General features: G+C 62.6%; 19 protein-coding genes. 8 read left to right on the forward strand and 11 right to left on the reverse strand.

Going from position 1 to position 19659, the window contains the following annotated elements:
* Window positions 1–4: 4 nt before the first annotated feature.
* The 6 genes from nbaC to ACE3SE_RS03245 are packed head-to-tail and all read right to left on the reverse strand — an operon-like array spanning window position 5 to window position 4566.
* Complete coding sequence (nbaC, locus tag ACE3SE_RS03220) at window positions 5–568, reverse strand: 3-hydroxyanthranilate 3,4-dioxygenase (protein ID WP_374553875.1); 564 nt, start codon at window positions 566–568, stop codon at window positions 5–7.
* Window positions 569–601: 33 nt separating this feature from the next.
* The gene (locus ACE3SE_RS03225) at window positions 602–1021 is read right to left on the reverse strand and encodes a RidA family protein (RefSeq protein WP_131356678.1); all 420 of its coding nucleotides are present in this window, start codon (window positions 1019–1021) and stop codon (window positions 602–604) included.
* Window positions 1018–1794, reverse strand: coding sequence for a 2-keto-4-pentenoate hydratase (locus ACE3SE_RS03230; protein ID WP_374553877.1), 777 nt, complete (start codon window positions 1792–1794; stop codon window positions 1018–1020). The genes ACE3SE_RS03225 and ACE3SE_RS03230 overlap by 4 nt, the downstream gene beginning before the upstream one ends.
* On the reverse strand, window positions 1791–2810 hold the full coding sequence (gene dmpG, locus ACE3SE_RS03235) for a 4-hydroxy-2-oxovalerate aldolase (RefSeq protein WP_374553879.1): 1020 nt from the start codon (window positions 2808–2810) through the stop codon (window positions 1791–1793). Before dmpG ends, ACE3SE_RS03230 begins: the two co-directional genes overlap by 4 nt.
* Window positions 2811–2821: 11 nt before the next feature.
* On the reverse strand, window positions 2822–3757 hold the full coding sequence (locus ACE3SE_RS03240) for an acetaldehyde dehydrogenase (acetylating) (RefSeq protein ID WP_374553881.1): 936 nt from the start codon (window positions 3755–3757) through the stop codon (window positions 2822–2824).
* Window positions 3754–4566 (reverse strand): 2-keto-4-pentenoate hydratase, encoded by an 813-nt coding sequence (locus ACE3SE_RS03245; RefSeq protein ID WP_374553883.1) that lies wholly within the window; start codon window positions 4564–4566, stop codon window positions 3754–3756. The genes ACE3SE_RS03240 and ACE3SE_RS03245 overlap by 4 nt, the downstream gene beginning before the upstream one ends.
* A gap of 72 nt (window positions 4567–4638) precedes the next feature.
* On the opposite strand from ACE3SE_RS03245, the gene ACE3SE_RS03250 reads away from it, so the two are divergent.
* The 3 genes from ACE3SE_RS03250 (at window position 4639) to ACE3SE_RS03260 (ending at window position 8707) form a co-directional block, all read left to right on the forward strand.
* Window positions 4639–5712 (forward strand): LysR substrate-binding domain-containing protein, encoded by a 1074-nt coding sequence (locus ACE3SE_RS03250; RefSeq protein WP_374553885.1) that lies wholly within the window; start codon window positions 4639–4641, stop codon window positions 5710–5712.
* 116 nt (window positions 5713–5828) lie between these two features.
* On the forward strand, window positions 5829–7295 hold the full coding sequence (locus ACE3SE_RS03255; protein WP_131356685.1) for a 2-hydroxymuconic semialdehyde dehydrogenase: 1467 nt from the start codon (window positions 5829–5831) through the stop codon (window positions 7293–7295).
* Window positions 7296–7345: 50 nt separating this feature from the next.
* Window positions 7346–8707, forward strand: coding sequence for an MFS transporter (locus ACE3SE_RS03260; protein WP_374553886.1), 1362 nt, complete (start codon window positions 7346–7348; stop codon window positions 8705–8707).
* Here ACE3SE_RS03260 and ACE3SE_RS03265 read toward each other — a convergent pair.
* Window positions 8698–9588 (reverse strand): LysR substrate-binding domain-containing protein, encoded by an 891-nt coding sequence (locus ACE3SE_RS03265; RefSeq protein WP_062790524.1) that lies wholly within the window; start codon window positions 9586–9588, stop codon window positions 8698–8700. The two genes, ACE3SE_RS03260 and ACE3SE_RS03265, sit on opposite strands and share 10 nt — an antisense overlap.
* Window positions 9589–9754: 166 nt before the next feature.
* Here ACE3SE_RS03265 and ACE3SE_RS03270 point away from each other — a divergent pair, with 166 nt between their 5' ends.
* Together ACE3SE_RS03270 and fghA are read left to right on the forward strand one after the other, a co-directional pair.
* Window positions 9755–10888, forward strand: a complete 1134-nt coding sequence (locus ACE3SE_RS03270; protein ID WP_445290642.1) for an S-(hydroxymethyl)glutathione dehydrogenase/class III alcohol dehydrogenase — start codon at window positions 9755–9757, stop codon at window positions 10886–10888.
* A 63-nt stretch (window positions 10889–10951) separates the two neighbouring features.
* Complete coding sequence (fghA, locus tag ACE3SE_RS03275) at window positions 10952–11785, forward strand: S-formylglutathione hydrolase (RefSeq protein WP_374553898.1); 834 nt, start codon at window positions 10952–10954, stop codon at window positions 11783–11785.
* 23 nt (window positions 11786–11808) lie between these two features.
* Here the strand turns inward: fghA and ACE3SE_RS03280 are convergent, their stop codons facing one another.
* The 3 genes from ACE3SE_RS03280 to speB form a co-directional block, all read right to left on the reverse strand.
* Complete coding sequence (locus tag ACE3SE_RS03280) at window positions 11809–12735, reverse strand: ABC transporter substrate-binding protein (RefSeq protein ID WP_374553888.1); 927 nt, start codon at window positions 12733–12735, stop codon at window positions 11809–11811.
* Between the two features lie 76 nt (window positions 12736–12811).
* Window positions 12812–14179 (reverse strand): sodium:solute symporter, encoded by a 1368-nt coding sequence (locus ACE3SE_RS03285; RefSeq protein WP_374553890.1) that lies wholly within the window; start codon window positions 14177–14179, stop codon window positions 12812–12814.
* Window positions 14180–14268: 89 nt separating this feature from the next.
* Window positions 14269–15225, reverse strand: coding sequence for an agmatinase (speB, locus tag ACE3SE_RS03290; RefSeq protein WP_062790532.1), 957 nt, complete (start codon window positions 15223–15225; stop codon window positions 14269–14271).
* Window positions 15226–15370: 145 nt separating this feature from the next.
* On the opposite strand from speB, the gene ACE3SE_RS03295 reads away from it, so the two are divergent.
* Window positions 15371–16279, forward strand: a complete 909-nt coding sequence (locus ACE3SE_RS03295; RefSeq protein WP_374553891.1) for a LysR family transcriptional regulator — start codon at window positions 15371–15373, stop codon at window positions 16277–16279.
* Between the two features lie 26 nt (window positions 16280–16305).
* Here the strand turns inward: ACE3SE_RS03295 and pdxH are convergent, their stop codons facing one another.
* Window positions 16306–16947, reverse strand: coding sequence for a pyridoxamine 5'-phosphate oxidase (gene pdxH, locus ACE3SE_RS03300; RefSeq protein WP_062790534.1), 642 nt, complete (start codon window positions 16945–16947; stop codon window positions 16306–16308).
* A gap of 183 nt (window positions 16948–17130) precedes the next feature.
* Here pdxH and hemA point away from each other — a divergent pair, with 183 nt between their 5' ends.
* Window positions 17131–18384, forward strand: a complete 1254-nt coding sequence (gene hemA / locus ACE3SE_RS03305; protein WP_374553892.1) for a glutamyl-tRNA reductase — start codon at window positions 17131–17133, stop codon at window positions 18382–18384.
* Window positions 18384–19460 (forward strand): peptide chain release factor 1, encoded by a 1077-nt coding sequence (prfA, locus tag ACE3SE_RS03310; RefSeq protein ID WP_045848436.1) that lies wholly within the window; start codon window positions 18384–18386, stop codon window positions 19458–19460. Before hemA ends, prfA begins: the two co-directional genes overlap by 1 nt.
* Window positions 19461–19659: the final 199 nt, after the last annotated feature.

Consider the following 19659-nt stretch of genomic DNA (forward strand, 5'->3'; position numbering starts at 1 on the left):
TTTTCTAGTGTTGCGCACGCAGGTGCATGTCATGCCAGGCGGCGTAGTCCTTGCCCGGATGCACCGTCCCGCAATGCTTGCAACGCCGACCTTCCTCACCGATGGCGTAAAACGCCTGATAGGCCTTGGGCAGGTCGTCCACCAGGCTCTCCAGCTGCTTGGAGATGTGCCAGATTTCGCCGGCACATACCGGGCAATACCAGTGCAGACTGTCATGTGCGCCTGGTGGGCGCGGCTGCTCCACCAGAAAGCACAGGCCGGGTTCCGGGCGCTGCGGTGAATGAATGACATGGGCAGGCAACAGGAAGACATCGCCTTCGTGCAGATCAATACGTTCGAAGCGGCCACGGTCCCAGATATTCAGGTAGGCATTGCCTTTGATCTGGTAGAAGATTTCTTCGGTCGGGTTGTCGTGAAAATCGGTACGGGTATTGGGCCCGCCCACCATGTTGATGATGTAGTTGCCGTCCGGCCAGATGGCAGCATTGCACACCGGCGGCTTGAGTTCCGCCTTGTTGCGTTCGGCCCAGTCCAGCAGGTTCAATGGCATTCCGTATTGCAATTGCATGTGGTTTCTCCTCAAAAAGTGCTGCCGGGCCGTCTAGCGCGGCTTGTAGGCAATGGCCTTGATTTCGATGCGCAGGTGCGGGTGCGGCAGCTGATGCACCGCCACCGTGGTGCGGGTGGGCCCGCTTTCATCGAAGTACTCGGCATAAACCGCGTTGTATGCGGCAAAGTCGTTCATATCCACCAGATAGGCGCAGATCTCCACCACATCGGCGAGGCTGGCATCCGCCGTGGCCAGGATGTCGCGGATGTTCTCGATCACGCAGCGGGTTTGCACCGCGATGTCCAGCCGGGTGGCGCCCATGGCATCGGCCTGGGCCCCGGCAATGCTGTTGTCGGGCAGGCGCGAGCTGGTGCCGGAAACAAACAGCAGGTCGCCCGCTCGTTTCAGGTGGGGAAAGCGGCCACGCGGTGTGGCCTTGCCGCTGACGACAGTAGCCTGGGTGTTGTTCATGTCGGCTCTCCGGTGGTGAAGGCGCAGCAGCCCAGACCGGCCACTTCCACACTGACATGCAGGCCGGGGCGCAGTGCCTCGGCCGCGGTGGCGGCACCGGCCAGAATCAGCGAACCGGCTGGCAACACACGCTCCTGCTGGTGCAGCAGGCGGGAGATTTCCGCCAGCGCACGCAGCGGCTGGCCCAGAATGGCGGCGCTGCTGCCTATCTGCACCGGACGGCCATCAAAGCGCAGCACTACGCCCAGGTTATCCAGTGCAGCCTGCGGCGCGCAGAGCGGGCCAACCACATAACGGGCGGAAGAGCAGTTGTCGGCCACCACGTCCTGCAGGCTGAAACGGAAGTCGCGATAGCGCGAGTCGATGATTTCCAGCGCCGGGGCCACCCCGGCCAGGGCCAGCCCGGCTTCGGCCAGCGACAGGGGACGGTCGATGTCGATGGCGGTAATGAAGGCGATTTCCGGCTCCACCCGCGGGTGAATCAGCCGGGACAGATCCAGCGTGCCGCCATCGGCCAGTTGCATGGCATCGGTCAGTTCGCCCCAGATCAGCGCGTCCACGCCCATCTGTATCATCTTGGCGCGACTGGTAAAGCCCAGTTTCAGGCCCACCACGCGCTCGCCGCGTTGCTGGCGCAGGCGGATGCCTGCCTGCTGGATGCGATAGGCCGTCGCCAGGTCAAACGGCTGCTGTGCACTCAATTGCGGGGTGGCTTCGTGACACTGGGTGGCGATATCCAGCTGAAGCGCCATTTCCTGAATCAGCAAGCTCATGCGCGCACCTCCTGTTGTTTCAGCAGGTCCAGCGCCACATCGACAATCATGTCCTCCTGCCCGCCCACCATGCGGCGGCGGCCCACTTCCAGCAGGATGTCCAGTGTCTTCAGCCCGTATTGTTCTGCCGCCTTTTCCGCGTGGCGCAGGAAGCTGGAGTACACCCCGGCATAGCCCAGCGCCAGTGTTTCGCGGTCCACCCGTACCGGGCGGTCCTGGGTGGGACGCACGATATCGTCCGCCGCATCCATCAGGCGGATCAGGTCGCAGCCGTGGTTCCAGCCCAGGCGCTCGGCGGCGGCGATGAATACTTCCAGCGGCGCATTGCCCGCCCCGGCCCCTTGGCCGGCCAGCGAGGCATCAATGCGCTGGCAGCCTTCTTCCACCGCCACGATGGAGTTGGCCACCCCCAGCGACAGGTTGTGATGGGCATGAATGCCGGTGGCGGTGGCCGGGTCCAGCACATCGCGCAGTGCACGGAAGCGGTCGCGCACATCCTGCATCAGCAAGGCACCGCCGGAATCCACCACGTAAATGCAGGTGGCGCCGTAGCTTTCCATCAGCTTGGCCTGGGCAGCCAAGTGCTGCGGGCTGGTCATGTGCGACATCATCAGAAAGCCCACGGTATCCATGCCCAGCTCGCGGGCGTACTGGATATGCTGTTTGGAGATGTCGGCCTCGGTGCAGTGGGTGGCAATGCGCACCACGCGGGCACCGGCATCGTAGGCATTGCGCAGTGCATGCACGGTGGCAATGCCGGGCAGCAGCAAAGTGGCAATCTTGCTGTGGCTGACCGACTCGGCAGCGGCAGCAATCCACGCCACATCGCTGTGTGCGCCAAAGCCGTAGTTGAAGCTGGAGCCTTCCAGCCCGTCGCCGTGCGCCACTTCGATGGAGTCGACACGGGCTTCGTCCAGCGTGCGGGCAATGGCGCGCACCTGCTCCAGCGAATAGCGGTGACGCACCGCATGCGAACCGTCGCGCAAGGTCACGTCGGAAATATAGAGTTTGTTCATGGCGGGTTTCCTCAGGCTTGCAGCAGTCGGGTGGCCAGGCGTTCACCGCAGGCCATGGCGGCGGAAGTCATGATGTCCAGGTTGCCGGCATAGGCAGGCAGATAGTGGGCGGCACCTTCCACCTCGATGAAGATGGACACCTTGAGCCCGCCGTCTGGCCCCAGGCCGGGATAGGCGGCGGCATCCGCTGCGGGGATGTCTTCGAATTGCACCGCCTGCTTCAGGCGGTAACCGGGCACATAAGCTTTCACCCTGGCGGCCATTTGCTCCACGGCGGCGGCAATGGCGGCACGGTCGGCCGGGCCGGTGAGGCAGAACACGGTGTCGCGCATCATCAGCGGCGGTTCGGCCGGGTTCAGGATGATGATGGCCTTGCCCTGGCGTGCACCGCCCACGCTGACAATGGCCTGCGAGGTGGTTTCGGTGAATTCGTCGATATTGGCGCGGGTGCCGGGGCCAGCGGATTTGCTGGCAATCGAGGCGACAATTTCGCCATACAGCACCGGGGTGACGCTGTTGACCGCCGCCACCATGGGAATGGTGGCCTGGCCGCCGCAGGTGACCATATTGATGTTGACCGCGTCCAGGTGGGCTTCCAGATTGACCACCGGCACCACATAGGGGCCAATGGCCGCCGGGGTGAGGTCGATCACCCGCACGCCATGCTGTTGCAGCACGCGGTTGTGTTCCACATGCGCGCCGGCCGAGGTGGCATCGAACACGATCCTGATATCGGCGAATTCCGGCAGCGCCAGCAGGCCGTCCAGGCCCTGATGGGTGGTGGCCAGCCCCAGCCGTTTGGCGCGGGCCAGACCATCCGAAGCGGCGTCGATGCCGACCATGGCCACCAATTCGATGGCTTCGCCATGGCGCAGCAGCTTGATCATCAGGTCACTACCGATATTGCCGGAGCCGATGATGGCGGCCTTGATACGTGTGGGTTTCATGCTGCCTCTCCCTGTGTGGTGGCAAAACGGGCGGATACCTGCCCCAGGCCCTGGATGCGGGCTGTGAAAACATCACCGGCGCGTGCCGATACCATGGGTCCCAGCGCGCCAGTCAGCACGATGTCGCCGGCTTTCAGCGCATCGCCGCGCCGGGCCAGGGTGTCGGCCAGCCAGCAGGCCGCCAGCAGCGGATTGCCCAGACAGGCGGCACCGCCGCCAACACTTTCCGGCTCGCCCTTGCGCTCCAGCACCATGCCGCAGCCCACCACGTCCACCTCGCGCAGCAGCACCGGGCGGCTGCCCAGCACGAACAGGCCGGAGGAGGCATTGTCGGCAATGGTGTCGCTGATGCGGATGTCCCAGCCGGCAATACGGCTGTCCACCACTTCGATGGCTGGCAGCAGGTAGTCCACCGCGCCAATCAGGTCGGCCAGCGTGTGCTTTTCGTACGGCAGGTCGCGCCCCAGCACCAGCGCGATTTCGGCTTCGACCTTGGGTTGCAGCAGGCGCTGGATGGCGATTTCTTCGCCATCGGCAATGGCCATGTCGGCAAACAGGCGGCCAAAGTCCGGCTGCGCCACGCCCAACTGCTGCTGGACTGCGCGGGAGGTGAGGCCGATCTTGCTGCCCACCAGGCGTCGGCCTTGTGTGAGGGCGTGCTGGACATTGAGGGTTTGCACCGCATAGGCGGCATCGACATCCAGCTCGCCCAGCAGGCTGCGCACCGGCGCACAGGGCTGGCCGTGCTCGGCTGCCATGCGCAACCGCAAGGCAGCCTCATGCTGGGCGGGATTGAGGGAATTGCTCACTGCGTTCTCCTGCAAAGATGGGGACAAGGCCGGAAGTGGCCGGGCCGCCTCAGTGGAAACGCAGTCCAGTGTATGAGCCGTTATCAGTACCAAAAAATGAATAATCCGGCTTCTGCCATGCCGGAAAGTTATGCCATAGTCACTGCCATTGCAGAGCGGGAGAGAGTCATGGGTGAACAAGCGCTGTTTTCCATCAACGACATTGTGCTCAACCGGCTGAAGCTGCGCCCCTTGCTGGTTTTCGACCGGGTATTGCGCTGTCAGTCCATCGCCCGCGCCGCCCGCGAACTGAACCTGACCCAGCCTGCGGTCACCAAGGCCATCCGTGAGCTGGAAGTGCAGCTGGATACCGAATTGCTCCACCGCAACAATCGCGGGGTCTCACCCACCGAATACGGCGTGTTGCTGGGTGAGCGGGTGAAAGCGGTGATGGCAGAACTGCGCTATCTCACCGACGAATTGAATACCTTCAAGGGTGGCATCAGTGGCCATGTGGTGGTGGGCACGCAGATTTCCGCCAGCTCCAGCCTGCTGCCGCGCGCCATTTTGCGTCTGAAAGCGACGGCCCCCAGATTGCTGATTACCGTGCGTGAAGGGCCGCAGGATTATCTGTTTCCCGCCCTGGCTTCCGGCGAGCTGGATCTGGTGGTGGGACGCCTGCCGGACCTGGACGACCCGTTCACCCGCAAGCTGCCGCTACGCCACCAGCCCTTGTACCGCAACAGCCTGTGCATCGTGGCGGGCAGCCGTCACCCGCTGCTGGCCGCCAGCGCCCTGACGCTGGACGCGCTGCAGCACTGGCCCTGGATTGTGCCGCCGCCGGATTCTCCGGCCCGCCGGGTGGCCGAGCAGTTTTTTGTCGATGCCGGGCTGGCCATGCCGGACAACCTGCTCGAATCGCTGTCCTTGCTCACCAATGTCAATTTGCTGGTGGAGTCCGACTGCCTGGGCCTGATGCCCTTGCAAGCGGCACGTCGCTTTGAAACAGCCGGGCTGCTGGCGATATTGCCGCTGGGCGAGGTGGGGCCACCGGCTGCGGTGGGTTATTCGGTGCGCCATGACAAGCCGCTGACCCCGGCCAGCCGCAAGTTGATCGACTACCTGAAACAGGTGGGCCAGGACATGCAGGAGTCGGCAGCTGTATAAAAATCAGGCATAGCAAAGCCCGATTTATTCATTTTCAATCATGGCAGGGCCGTTCCTACACTCGCCTTCACCCATCCTGCGCTGATGCAGCATGGGCTTTGAATGGAGGAATTGCCATGTCCAGTCCAGCAATACTGCCGCTATACGTCAACGGCCAGTTTCTCAGTACCGGGCTTGCCCGCTTTGACAATATCAGTCCGGTGGATGGCAGCCTGATCTGCCAGGTGGCCGAAGCCGGCGAGGCCGAAGTGGCCGCCGCTGCACAGGCTGCGGCCCAGGCGCTGCATGGCCCCTGGGGCAGCATGAGCGTGACCGCACGCACACAACTTTTGCATAAGGTGGCCGATGGCATCGAGGCGCGCTTCGAGGAATTTGTCGCCGCCGAAGTGGCCGACACCGGCCGCCCGGTACACCTGGCGCGCACGCTGGATGTACCGCGGGCCATTGCCAACTTCCGTACCTTTGCCGACCTGGCCGCCACCGCAGTGAGTGAAAGCTGCGAAACCCCGCAGGCCGATGGCGGCGTGCTGTTCAACTACACCGTACGCAAGCCGCTGGGCGTGGTGGCGGTGATTTCGCCGTGGAACCTGCCGCTGTTGTTGCTGACCTGGAAGCTGGGCCCGGCACTGGCCATGGGCAATACCGTGGTGTGCAAGCCCTCGGAAGAAACACCGTCGTCTGCCACCCTGCTGGCGCAGGTGATGCACGATGCCGGCCTGCCGCCCGGGGTGTTCAACCTGGTGCATGGTTTCGGGCCGGGCTCTGCCGGGGAATACCTCACCCGCCAGCCGCAGATCAGCGCGGTGTCCTTTACCGGCGAATCCCGCACTGGCAGCGCCATCATGAAGGCGGTGGCCGACGGAGTGAAGGAAGTGTCGTTCGAGCTGGGTGGCAAGAATGCCGCCGTGGTGTTTGCCGATGCCGATTTCGACGCCGCGGTGGAGGGCGTAACGCGTTCTTCCTTCTTCAATACCGGGCAGGTGTGCCTGTGTTCGGAGCGGGTTTATGTGGAACGGCCCATTTTCGACCGTTTTGTCGCCGCCCTGAAACAGCGCGCGGAGGCGCTGAAAATAGGCTACCCGGCAGAAGAAAACGTCGATCTTGGCCCGCTGGTTTCGCACAAGCACCGGGAAAAAGTGCTGTCCTACTTTGCGCTGGCACGGGAAGAAGGCGCACGCGTGGTGACCGGTGGCGAGGTGCCGCACTTTGGCGATGCGCGAGATCAGGGGGCTTACGTACGCCCCACCATCTGGACGGGTTTGTCCGACCACGCCCGTTGCGTGCGCGAGGAAGTGTTTGGCCCGGTCTGCCATATCGCCCCGTTCGACCGTGACGATGAAGTACTGCAGCGCATTAACGACAGCCCCTATGGCCTGGCTTGCGCACTGTGGACCACCCGGCTGGACCGCGCGCACCGGCTGGCCCGCCGCATCCATACCGGCATCGTGTGGGTGAACACATGGTACGCCCGCGACCTGCGCACACCGTTTGGCGGCAGCAAGCTGTCCGGCATGGGCCGCGAGGGCGGGCGCTACTCGCTGGACTTCTACTCCGACATCAGCAACGTCTGCATCAAGCTGTAATCACCCCCTTTGCACCGGGCAGCCGCGCTGTCCGGTCAGGAGTTCTAGCCATGTCCACCTCCCTGAATGTCGAGGACCTGATCGACGAAGCCGGTTTTGGTCCTTATCAGTTGTTGATTTTGCTGCTGTGTTTTCTGGTGATGTTTCTGGATGGCTACGATCTGGCCGCCGTGGCCTATATCGTGCCTTCGCTGATGGAGCAATGGGGCCTGAGCAAACCCCAGCTGGGCCAGGCCCTGAGCGCGGCCCTGTTCGGGCTGGCCATCGGTGCCTTGCTGGCCGGGCCGCTGGCCGACCGGCTGGGACGCAAGCCGGCATTGCTATGGTCGGTCTTGCTGTTTGGCCTGGGTAGCCTCATCACTGCCTGGGCCGATTCGCTCTCCGTTCTTACCGTTTACCGCTTGCTGACCGGCATCGGCCTGGGTGCTGCCCTGCCCAATACCATCACCCTGCTATCCGAATACGCCCCTGCCCGGCACCGCGCCATGCTGGTGAGTGCCATGCTGTGCGGTTTTCCGCTGGGGGCCGGTGCCGGTGGCCTGTGTGCCGGCTGGCTGCTACCGCTGTATGGCTGGCCATCACTGATGTTGCTGGGCGGCATTGTCCCCCTGCTGCTGTGCCTGCTGCTGGCCTGGAAAATGCCGGAATCGGTGCGCTATCTGGTGGCGCGCCAGGCCAGTACCGAGCGTATCCGGCGCATTTTGCAGCGCATTTCCCGTCACCCCGGTCTGGCAGGGGCGCAGCGTTTCAGTCTGGACGAACAACAAGGCACATCGGCCAACAGCAGCTGGCGCGAAGTCCTGAGCCAACCCTGGACGATGGGCACGCTGCTGCTGTGGCTGTGCTGTTTCATGAGCATGCTGATTTACTACATGGGGGTGAACTGGATGCCGCTACTGCTGAAAGAGGCCGGGCTGAGCCTGCAACAGTTTTCGCTGATCAGTGCGCTGTTTCCCATTGGCGGCGGCGTGGGCTCCATCGTGGTGGGCTGGCTGATGGGTCGCCACGAATCCAACAAGGTACTGGCCGGCACCTATCTGGCGGCAGGTGTGCTGGCCTGGGTGGTGGGTAATAGTGTGGGACAGGGCGAACAAGGCTGGTTGCTGGGCAGCCTGGTGTTTTTCATGGGTTTTGCCTCTGGCGGCGGACAGTCGGCCCTGTCATCGATGGCGGCCGGGTTTTATCCCACCCACTGCCGGGCCACCGGCGTAGGCAGCATGTTGGGAGTGGGCCGTTTCGGGGCCATCAGCGGGGTGCTGCTGGGTGCCGAGCTGCTACGCCAGCAGATGGCTCCGGGGGTGATTTTCAGCGCGCTGTTCTGGCCTGCTGCCCTCATCTCCCTGTGCCTGATGCTGAAATACCGGCATTACCATCGCCAGCCACGCCTGCAAACCAGCCAGCGTCAGGCTTGAGGCGGCTTGAAGCCGGGCAGGCATTCAGCCAGATGGTCCACCAGCATGCGCACCTTGGGCGAGAGCTGGCGCTTGTGCGGGTACAGCGCCCAGATGCCTTCGTCCGGCTCCTGATAAGCAGTCAGCAATTCCACCAGCGCACCGCTGTGCAGATGACGCGCCACGTAGTAATCCGGCAGCTGGACGATGCCCACACCCTGCAATGCGGCATGGGTCAGCGCATGGCCGCTGTTGCAGCGCAGGCTGCCCTTCACCCTTAGCAGGCGGCGTTTGCCGCCTTCCTGCAGATGCCAGAAGTCGTTGCTGCCCAGCAGGCAGTTATGGCCCTCCAGTTCGGACAGGCTGTTGGGCAGGCCGTGACGCTGCAAATAGGCCGGGGCCGCGCACACATGCTGGCGGCGACTGGCCAGCCGCCGCGCCACCAGGCTGGATTCGCTCAGATGCCCAAGCCGGATGGCCAGGTCATAACCTTCAGCCACCAGGTCCAGCACCTGGTTGGTGAGGTTGAGCTGGATATCCAGCGCCGGATATTGTTGCAAAAAGGCCGTGATCAGCGGGGCAATATGGCTTTCGCCATAGGCCACCGGCGCGGTGAGCTTGAGCCTGCCCTGCGGCACGGCCTGATGCAGCGACAGCGCGCGTTCGGCCTCGTCCAGCCCGTCCAGCAACTGGCGGCAATGCTGCAAGTACAGCTGGCCGCTTTCGGTCAGCGTCAGCTGGCGGGTGGTGCGGTACAGCAGCTGCACATGCAGGCGCTGTTCCAGCCGGGTGATTTCGCGGCTGACCTGCGCGACTGACAAGTCCAGCGCGCGGGCAGCGCGGGTAAAGCTGCCCAGTTCGGCCACGCTGACGAATTCGCTTACCCCTTGCCATGCCGCCATTATTACTCCTGTGAAAAAATCATTTACCAATTAGACAGATTATCGGCAAAAACAGTCGCAATACAATGGCGCTTTACTGCTGCCAGCCAGCATCCCTACCCAACCGCCCCGCACAACGCCGCATACATGCCGTGGCGGGGGTGGATTACCCCGTCAGGAGATCGCCATGAGTCAAGACATCATCAAGTGCAAGGCCGCCGTTGCCTGGGCTGCCGGTCAGCCGCTGTCCATCGAGGAAGTGGAAGTGGCCCCGCCCAAGGCGGGTGAAGTACGGGTGAAGCTGGTGGCCACCGGCGTGTGCCATACCGATGCCTACACCCTGTCCGGTGCCGACCCGGAAGGCATCTTCCCCTGCATCCTGGGCCATGAAGGCGGCGGCATTGTGGAGTCGGTGGGCGAAGGCGTCACCAGCGTGGCGGTGGGCGACCATGTGATTCCGCTGTACACGCCGGAATGTGGCGAATGCAAGTTCTGCAAGTCCGGCAAGACCAATCTGTGCCAGAAAATCCGCACCACCCAGGGCAAGGGCCTGATGCCGGACGGCACCACGCGCTTCTCCAAGGACGGCCAGCCCATCTACCACTACATGGGCACTTCCACCTTTGCCGAATACACCGTCCTGCCGGAAATCTCGCTGGCCAAGGTGAACAAGGCCGCGCCGCTGGAAGAAGTGTGCCTGCTGGGTTGTGGCGTCACCACGGGCATGGGTGCGGTGGTGAACACCGCCAAGGTGAAGGCGGGCGATACCGTGGCCATCTTCGGCCTGGGCGGCATCGGCCTGTCGGCCATCATCGGCGCGCGCATGGCCGGGGCCAGCCGCATCATCGGCATCGACATCAACGAGAGCAAGTTCGAGCTGGCGAAAAAACTGGGGGCGACCGACTGCATCAATCCCACGCTGTTCGACAAGCCGATTCAGGACGTGATCGTGGAAATGACCGATGGCGGCGTGGACTTCTCCTTCGAGTGCATCGGCAACGTCAATGTGATGCGCTCGGCGCTGGAGTGCTGCCACAAGGGCTGGGGCGAGTCGGTGATCATCGGCGTGGCCGGTGCCGGTCAGGAAATTTCCACCCGTCCCTTCCAGCTGGTGACCGGCCGGGTATGGCGCGGCTCGGCCTTTGGCGGCGTGCGTGGCCGTTCCGAACTGCCCACCTATGTGGAACGCTACCTGAAGGGCGAATTCCGCCTGGACGACTTCATCACCCACACCATGCCGCTGGAAGAAGTGAACACCGCTTTCGAGCTGATGCATGAGGGCAAGAGCATTCGTTCCGTGATTCATTACGGCAAAGACTAAGCGCCATGTGGCCGGGCCGCCCCAGTTGCCGGCCCGGCATGTTACCGGGGGACGAAAATGAATCTGGAAAACATCAGCAGCAACCGCTGCTTTGGTGGCTGGCACAAGCAGTATCTGCACGATTCGGCGGTACTGGCCTGCCGCATGCGCTTTGCCATCTACCTGCCGCCGCAAGCGGCACAGGGCGACAAGGTGCCGGTGCTGTACTGGTTGTCCGGCCTGACCTGCACTGACGAAAACTTCATGCAGAAAGCCGGCGCGCAGCGCATTGCCGCCGAACTGGGCATTGCCATCGTGGCACCGGACACCAGTCCGCGCGGCGAGGAGGTGGCGGACGACCCCGCCTACGACCTGGGCCAGGGCGCGGGCTTTTACCTCAATGCCACCCAGGCACCGTGGAACCGCCATTACCGGATGTACGACTATGTCAGCCGCGAACTGCCGGCGCTGATCGAAGCGCACTTCCCGGTCAGCCCGCGCCGTGCCATTGCCGGTCATTCCATGGGCGGGCATGGTGCGCTGGTCTGCGCACTCAAGCGACCGCAGGATTATGTATCGGTATCGGCCTTCAGCCCGATTGCCAACCCGGTGACTGTACCGTGGGGTCAGAAGGCCTTTGCCGCCTATCTGGGTGAAGACCGTCAGCAATGGCTGGAGTGGGATGCCTGCCATTTGCTGGGCCAGGTACCGCAGATACCGCCGCTGCGGGTGGATATCGGCCTGGCCGATGCCTTTCTGGAAAACCAGCTGAAGCCGGATGCACTGGAAGCAGCCGCCCGCAGCGCCGGCCATGCCTTGCAGTTGCACCGCCATCAGGGCTACGACCACAGCTATTACTTCATCGCCAGCCTGATCGAAGCACAGCTGCGCTTTCACGCAGAACATCTGCTGGGCTGAATCGCAGTCCAGCCCAGACGATGTCAGCAGTCATCCAGATAGCGCAGTCGGGCCTCCTGTCCGGCTGCGCCGGGCAGATAACGCAGACGTAAATCCTGTACCGCGTCCATGCCGATGCGGTCTATTTGCAAATCACGGCGCAAGCCGCGCCGGGGGTCCATCAGCCGCGCATAAGCCTGCCCGGCCGCCTGGCGGCCCAGTCCGGCAATATTCTGCTGCAACAGGGTGGTGGCGGCATCGGCCTGCTGCCCACACCAGTCCAGTGCGGCACGGTAGGCCGCCAGAAATCCCGCCAGCTGGGCCGGATGGCTGTCTGCCCAGCGCTGGTGCACGGCGCCCACCGTGCCTTGATAATGCGGCAGGATGTCTGCCGTCTGCGCCAATACCCGACATCCTTGCGCTACCGCCATCAGCTCATACGGCGTGCGTAACAGCGAGGCCTGGCACCGCCCCGCCAGCAAGGCCTGGTAGCGCTCTTCGGTACTGCCAAGCGAAGCAATGGTCACCTCGCCACGGCTGAGGCCAGCCTGCTCCAGCAAGGCATACAGCACCAGGGCAAAACCGGTGTCGGGTGCATCCACCCCGATAATGCGCTGGCCAAGTCCGGCCATACTGGAGATTCCCGGAGCGGCGACCAGACTGAGCAAGCCGTCATCCCCGCCCATGAACATCACGGCATCGGGTTCGCCCGGTACCGGTAGCTCGGCCCGGTTCTGCTGGTAAGCAATAATATTGTCCGCACTCAACAGCACCACCGGGTAACGGCCATCCAGAAAGCCTGCGATGATCTGGCGAGAACTGGCGGTGTATTCCAGCGTGATGGCCAGTCCGTTGGCCGCAAAAAACCCCTGCTGCTGTGCTGCCCACAAGGGCAGATTCCAACCACCATCAAACACGCATACCGTCAGCGCCTGCATGCCGGCTGCAAGCTGATCCTGCTGGTTTCGCATGATGAAAACCTTTCATGGAAATGGCCGCTACCCCAGCGGGCAGCGGCCTTGTACTTGCCGCAAGAAGCAGCGCCGCTTACAGGCGGGCAGCTACCTGACTGCCGCGTGCGGTCATCAGGCTGACCAGGACAAAGCTGACCAGGGCCACGACCAGGCTCTGGTAGATGGGCAGGTTGGAATCCAGCCCATAACTCAGCATCGCCAGAATGGCCGTACCACAGCCCAGTACCATGCTGACAATTGCTCCGGCAGTGGTGGCGCGCGGCCAGAATATCGCGCCCAGCAAGGGCACCAGCATGCCTGCCACCAGCAGGTTGTAAGCCAGGGTCAGGGCGGTGAGCACGTCATGCACCACCATGGCCAGCAACAGCACCACGCCCCCTACCAGCAAGGTCAGAATGCGGTTTAACCACAGGCCGCCCCGGTCGCTGACGATCAGGTCTTCGCTCAGCGTGGTGGAGGCGGCCAGCAGGGCGGCACTGGCCGTGGACATCATGGCCGCCAGCGCGGCGGCAATCACCAGGCCGCGGATGCCATCAGGCAGACCGTCCTTCACCATGGCGGCGAAGGCATTGGCCGGGACGGCCAGGTCCGGCAGCAACACCTTGGTAGCCATGCCGATGGCCGCACACACCAGCCCGTACACAATGCAGTACAGCCCGGCAACGGTGCCGGCATAACGCGCCACGCCGTCACTGCGCGCGGTGAACACCCGCTGCCAGATATCCTGGCCAATCAGGATGCCGAAGAAGTAAATGACAAAATAGGTGAGGATGGTGTCGCCACCAATGCTGGTAAAGCTGAAATAGGAAGCAGGCAGCTTGGCCTGCAGTTGTTCCCAGCCACCCACCCGGTGCAGGCAGATCGGCAGCAGGATGAACATCAGCCCGATGGTCTTGATCAGGAACTGCACGATGTCGGTCAGGGTCAGCGACCACATGCCACCGATGGTCGAGTACACCACCACCACGCCACCGCCGATCACGACCGCCAGCCAGAACGGCAGGGTGAACAGCACCTGCATCACCGTGGCAATGGCCAGCACCGAAGTGACACAGAGCATGACGGCATACAGCAGCATCACCAGCGCGCTGGTCCGCCGCGCCACGGTGTTGTAGCGGCGCTCGAGGATCTGGGTGACGGTAAACACCTTCAGTTTAAGCAGGGGTTTGGCCAGGAACAGGTTCAGCACCAGGATGCCGCAGCCCAGCGCTGCACACAGCCAGAAACCGGAAATGCCGTACACATAGCCCAGCTTTACCGTACCCACGGTGGAAGCCCCACCCAGCACCGTGGCGGCCATGGTACCCATGTAAAAACCCGGCCCCAGATTACGCCCGGCTACCAGGAATTCTTCCCGGCTGGTGGCGCGGCGCATGCCCAGCCAGCCCAGCAATAACATGCTGGCGATATAAACGAACACGACAAAGATATCGAGTCCCATGGTTGCTCTCCTTCAATCTGCTCTAATGGCAATGTATTGGCGGTTCAAACGGAATGTATTGGGCTGCTCTGCGGCAGCCTGATGGCGGTCTAGCGCCGGAAAGTGACGCCGGGCAGCACGCACAGCATCTCGAACAAGAGATTGGCCCCCAGCAAGGCGGTATTGCCGGTGGTGTCGTAAGGAGGGGAGACTTCAACCAGATCACAGCCCACCAGATTCAGGCCGTGACAGCCACGCACGATTTCCAGCGCCTGGACCGAAGTCAGTCCGGCCACTTCCGGCGTACCGGTGCCGGGTGCAAAAGCCGGGTCGATGCCGTCGATGTCAAAACTCAGGTATACCGGCCCGCCGCCCAGCTGCTGGCGCACTTCCTGCATCAGCGGCTGCAAGGAACGGTTCCAGCACTCTTCCGCCGGTACCACGCGAAAACCCTGACGGCGTGCCCAGTCGAAATCCTCGGCCGCATAACCGCTGCCGCGCAGGCCGATCTGTACCACGCGTCCTTGCGCCAGCAGTCCTTCTTCCTGCGCACGGCGGAAGGTGGTGCCGTGGGCAATCTTTTCGCCAAACATTTCGTCGTTGATGTCGGCATGGGCATCGACATGAATCAGCCCCACCGGGCCATGCTTGGCCGCGATGGCGCGCAGGATGGGCAAGGTGACGGTGTGATCGCCGCCCAGGCCCAGCGGAATCACCTCATGCTGCAACAACTCACGGTAGCCGGCTTCGATGCGCGCCACGCTGTCCAGTAGGTTGTAAGGGTTGGTAGCGATATCACCGATATCAGCCACTTGCAGGGTGTCGAAGGGCGCGGCGCCGGTGCCCATGTTGTAGGGACGCAGCAGGACCGATTCATTGCGGATTTCACGCGGGCCAAAACGGGTGCCGCTACGGTTGGAGGTGCCGATGTCCAGCGGCAGGCCGACAAACACGGCATCCAGCCCGGCGGCAGTGTCGGCCTTGGGCAGGCGCATCATGGTGGCAATGCCGCCAAACCGTGGCATGGCATTGCCACCCAAGGGCTGATTGTATTCAGTGATAGGCATGCTGACTCCTGAAACTGAGGTTGAGGGAAGCTCAGTCTATTCAGGCGGCAACTTGGGAAAAATCACCGTATTCCACTGTTTACATTGATAAATCTGAATGTGTGTAATGACAGGCCTGACTCACCGCCAGCACCCGGAAAAAAACATGCTCAATACCCTGTCCAGCCTTGATTTACGCCTTATCAGGGTTTTTCGTGCCGTTGTCGATGCTGGTGGCATCTCAGCTGCCCAGTCCACCCTTAACGTCAGCCAGTCCACCATCAGCAACCAGCTGGCCGCACTGGAAACCCGGCTGGGTTATCGCCTGTGCGAGCGTGGCCGCGCCGGCTTTGCCCTTACCGCCAAGGGTAGCCAGTTGCTCAATGCCAGCCGTCATCTGCTGGATGCCGCCGAGGCTTTCTGCGTGGAAGCACGCCAGCTGGAGCGCAAACTGGTAGGACAGTTGCGCATAGGCGTGGTGGGGCACACCACCATGCGCGCCCATGCCCGCCTGTCGGAAACCATTCGCCGCTTCCGTCAACGCGAAGAGTCGGTCGAGCTGATGTTATCCATGCTGCCACCCGGCACACTGGAAGAAGCACTGATCAACGGCGACATCCATCTGGGCATCGGCTATTTCTGGCATCGCGCGCCCAGCCTGCAATACCTGCCCCTGTTTACCGAACACCAGCTGGCTTATTGCAGCCAGGAGCACCCGTTGTTCTTGCAGGCGGGGAATATATCGGTGGAAGAAGCCGCCCGGCATGACTGGGCGTGGCGCAGCTATCCGCTGCCAGACATCCCGCTACCGGTGGAAAACTGGCGCGTCACCGCGCGCGCCGACAATATGGAAGCCATGGCCGTTCTGATTCTGTCCGGCCATCACCTGGGTTTTCTGCCGGAGCACTTCGCCCGCCCCATGGTGGAGCAGGGCATGCTGCGGGCACTCAATGCGGCGCAGCTGTGCTACCACCCCACTTTTCACCTGGTGACACGGCAAAACGCCAGGCAAAGCGAGGTGGTCCGCGCCTTCACCCAGGATTTGCTGGCAGCACACCAGTTACCTGCCAGCTAAACACTTTGGCCCGACTACTGGCCGTATCAGGGCGCCAGTCGCACCCGTTGCCAGCTGGCATCGGCTTGCAGCAGGTAGACCACGCGGTCGTGCAGTCGGCTGGGGCGGCCCTGCCAGAACTCCACCCGGTCGGGAATCACCGCATAACCACCCCAGTGCGGCGGGCGCGGTACATGCAGCGGATGCTTGACGCCAAACATGGCGGCACGGCTTACCAGCACGTTCTTGGAGCTGATCTCGGTGCTCTGTTCGCTGGCCCAGGCACCCAGCCGGCTGGTATAGGGACGGCTGGCAAAATAAGCGTCAGACACTTCCGGTGCCACTTGCTGCACCCGGCCTTCCACGCGCACCTGGCGTTCCAGTTCTGGCCAGAAAAAGGTAATGGAAACAAAGGGATTGTCCGCCAGCTGCTGACCCTTGCGGCTGAGATAGTTGGTGTAGAACACCAGCTGGCCGTTTTCCACGCCCTTGAGCAGCACGATGCGTGCAGTGGGGCGGCCATCGGCACCGACTGTCGCCACGTTCATCGCAGTGGGTTCGTGGACCTGCGCGGTCATGGCCTCGTTCAGCCATACTTCGAACTGTGCGATGGCATCGGGCAGGCAGTCGTCCGGGGACAGTTCTTTCTTCGAATAATCCTGGCGGATATCGGCAAGATTCAGCGACATATCGCTCTCCTGTTTCAGTATGCCGCCATGTTAAGACAGAAGACGACCCGGCGGGTAGCCATCCACACCGTGGAAGAATGTGCGCCGCTGCGTGGCATTTGCACCGCAAAGCCCCGGAATTGGGGACGTTGACGATTAACTTAGGCTAGAATATGGCCTTTCCCCTGCAGCCCTGTTCCGCCCATGCATCTGGTTGCCTTTGGCCTGAATCACCACACAGCTCCGCTATCGGTGCGCGAGAAGCTTGCCTTCCCGGCCGAGGTGCTGCCCAACGCACTGGAAAGCCTGGTCGGCTCGCAGGCGGCACGTGAGGCGGCCATTGTTTCCACCTGCAACCGCACGGAAATCTACTGCAACAGCAATAATCCGGAGCAGGCTTTGCAATGGCTGTCGCAATACCATGGCCTGCCGGTGGAAGAACTGCGCCCCTACCTGTACCAGCTGGATGCCAGCAGTGCCGCCCGCCATGCTTTCCGCGTGGCCTCCGGTCTGGACTCCATGGTACTGGGCGAAACGCAGATCCTGGGGCAGTTGAAAGACGCGGTACGCACCGCCGAAAACGTCGGCACGCTGGGTTCGCTGCTCAACGGCCTGTTCCAGCGTACCTTTGCCGTGGCCAAGGAAGTACGCAGCAGCACGGCAGTGGGTTCCAGTTCGGTATCCATGTCCGCTGCGGCAGTGAAGCTGGCCGAGCAGATCTTCCCCACCATTGGCGAACTGAACATCCTGTTCATCGGCGCAGGGGAAATGATCGAACTGGTGGCCACCCACTTTGCCGCCCGCGAACCCTCCTGTATCACCATTGCCAACCGCACGCTGGAGCGGGGGCAGAAACTGGCCGAGCAGTTTGGTGGCAATGCCATCACCCTGTCCGAACTGCCCGACGTGTTGCACCGCTACGATGTGGTGGTCACCTCCACCGCCAGCCAGCTGCCGCTGGTAGGCAAGGGTCTGGTGGAGCGCGCGCTCAAGGCACGCCGCCACCGCCCCATCTTCATGCTGGACCTGGCGGTGCCGCGCGATATCGAAATCGAAGTCGGCAAGCTGAATGATGTCTACCTGTACACGGTGGACGACATTGCCAGCATCGTGGAAGTCGGCAAGGAAGCCCGCCAGAGCGCGGCGGAAGAAGCCGAATCCATCATCCAGGCCCGCGTGGCCGAATTCAACGACTGGCTGAAGAAGCGCGAAACCGTGCCGCTGATCCGCGCCCTGCGCGACGAGGCCGAGCGCACGCGCCGCCATGCGCTGGAGGCTGCACTCAAGCAGCTGGCCAAGGGCACGGAACCGGAAAAGGTGCTGGAAAGCCTGTCGTTGCAACTCACCAACAAACTGATGCACCCGCCCACCCAGGCCTTGTCCTCGGGGAGCGGCGCGGAGCATGCGGCCGCGGTGGAAACCATCGCCCGCCTGTACCGCTTACACCCGGAGTCGTAATGAAACCGTCGATTGCGACAAAACTGTCGCAGTTGGCCGATCGTCTGGAAGAAGTCACCCATCTTCTGGCCAGCGAATCGGCCACTGCCGATATGGATCAGTTCCGCAAACTGACCCGTGAACACGCCGAGCTGACCCCGGTCGTGGAAACCTTCCAGCAATACCAGCAGTGCGAAAACGATATCGCCACCGCAGGTGAAATGCTGTCCGATCCGGACATGAAGGAATTTGCCCAGCTGGAAATCGACGAAGGTCGGGACAAGCTGGCCGCGCTGGAGCTGGAGCTGCAAAAACTGCTGCTGCCCAAAGACCCGAACGACGAAAAGAACATCTTCCTGGAAATCCGTGCCGGCACCGGCGGCGACGAAGCCGCGCTGTTTGCTGCCGACCTGCTGCGTATGTACACCCGCTTTGCCGAACGCAATCGCTGGCAGGTGGAAATCGTCTCTGCCAGCGAGTCGGACCTGGGCGGCTACAAGGAAGCCATTGTCCGCATCATCGGCTTCGGTGCTTACTCCAAGCTGAAATTCGAATCCGGCGGTCACCGCGTGCAGCGCGTTCCCGCCACCGAAACCCAGGGCCGCATCCATACCTCGGCCTGCACCGTGGCAGTGATGGCCGAAGCAGACGAACTGGTGGATGTGGTGCTGAACCCGGCCGACCTGCGCATCGACACCTTCCGCGCCAGCGGTGCCGGTGGTCAGCACATCAACAAGACCGACTCCGCAGTCCGTATCACCCACCTGCCCACCGGCATTGTGGCGGAGTGTCAGGATGGCCGTTCGCAGCATGCCAACAAGGCCAGCGCCATGCAGGTGCTGGCGGCGCGCATCAATGACATCCAGCGCCGCGAGCAGCAGCAAAAAGAGGCGGCCGAGCGCAAGAGCCTGATCGGCTCCGGCGACCGCTCCGAGCGCATCCGCACCTACAACTATCCGCAAGGCCGCATTACCGACCACCGTATCAATCTGACGCTGTACAAGCTGGATTACGTGATGGATGGTGATCTGGTCGAGTTGACCGACGCGCTGATTGCCGAACAGCAAACCGAGCTGCTGGCTGCACTGGGCGACTGACACCCGGAATTGCCCATCATGCGGTTTGCCCCAGCCGGCACATCGTTGTACACTCGGAACCCGAAAAAGCAGCCCCCTGGCAACAGGGAGCACAGGGCATTGCCCCGGTGCTTTTTCTCCGAATCTTGAGGCCACGCAAGTGGCCTTTTTTCTTGCCCGCTTGCCAGCCGTGCCAAATGGCAGACAAAAAAAATCGGCC

The sequence above is a fragment of the Aquitalea pelogenes genome (assembly GCF_041914625.1).
GTDB lineage: Bacteria > Pseudomonadota > Gammaproteobacteria > Burkholderiales > Chromobacteriaceae > Aquitalea > Aquitalea pelogenes.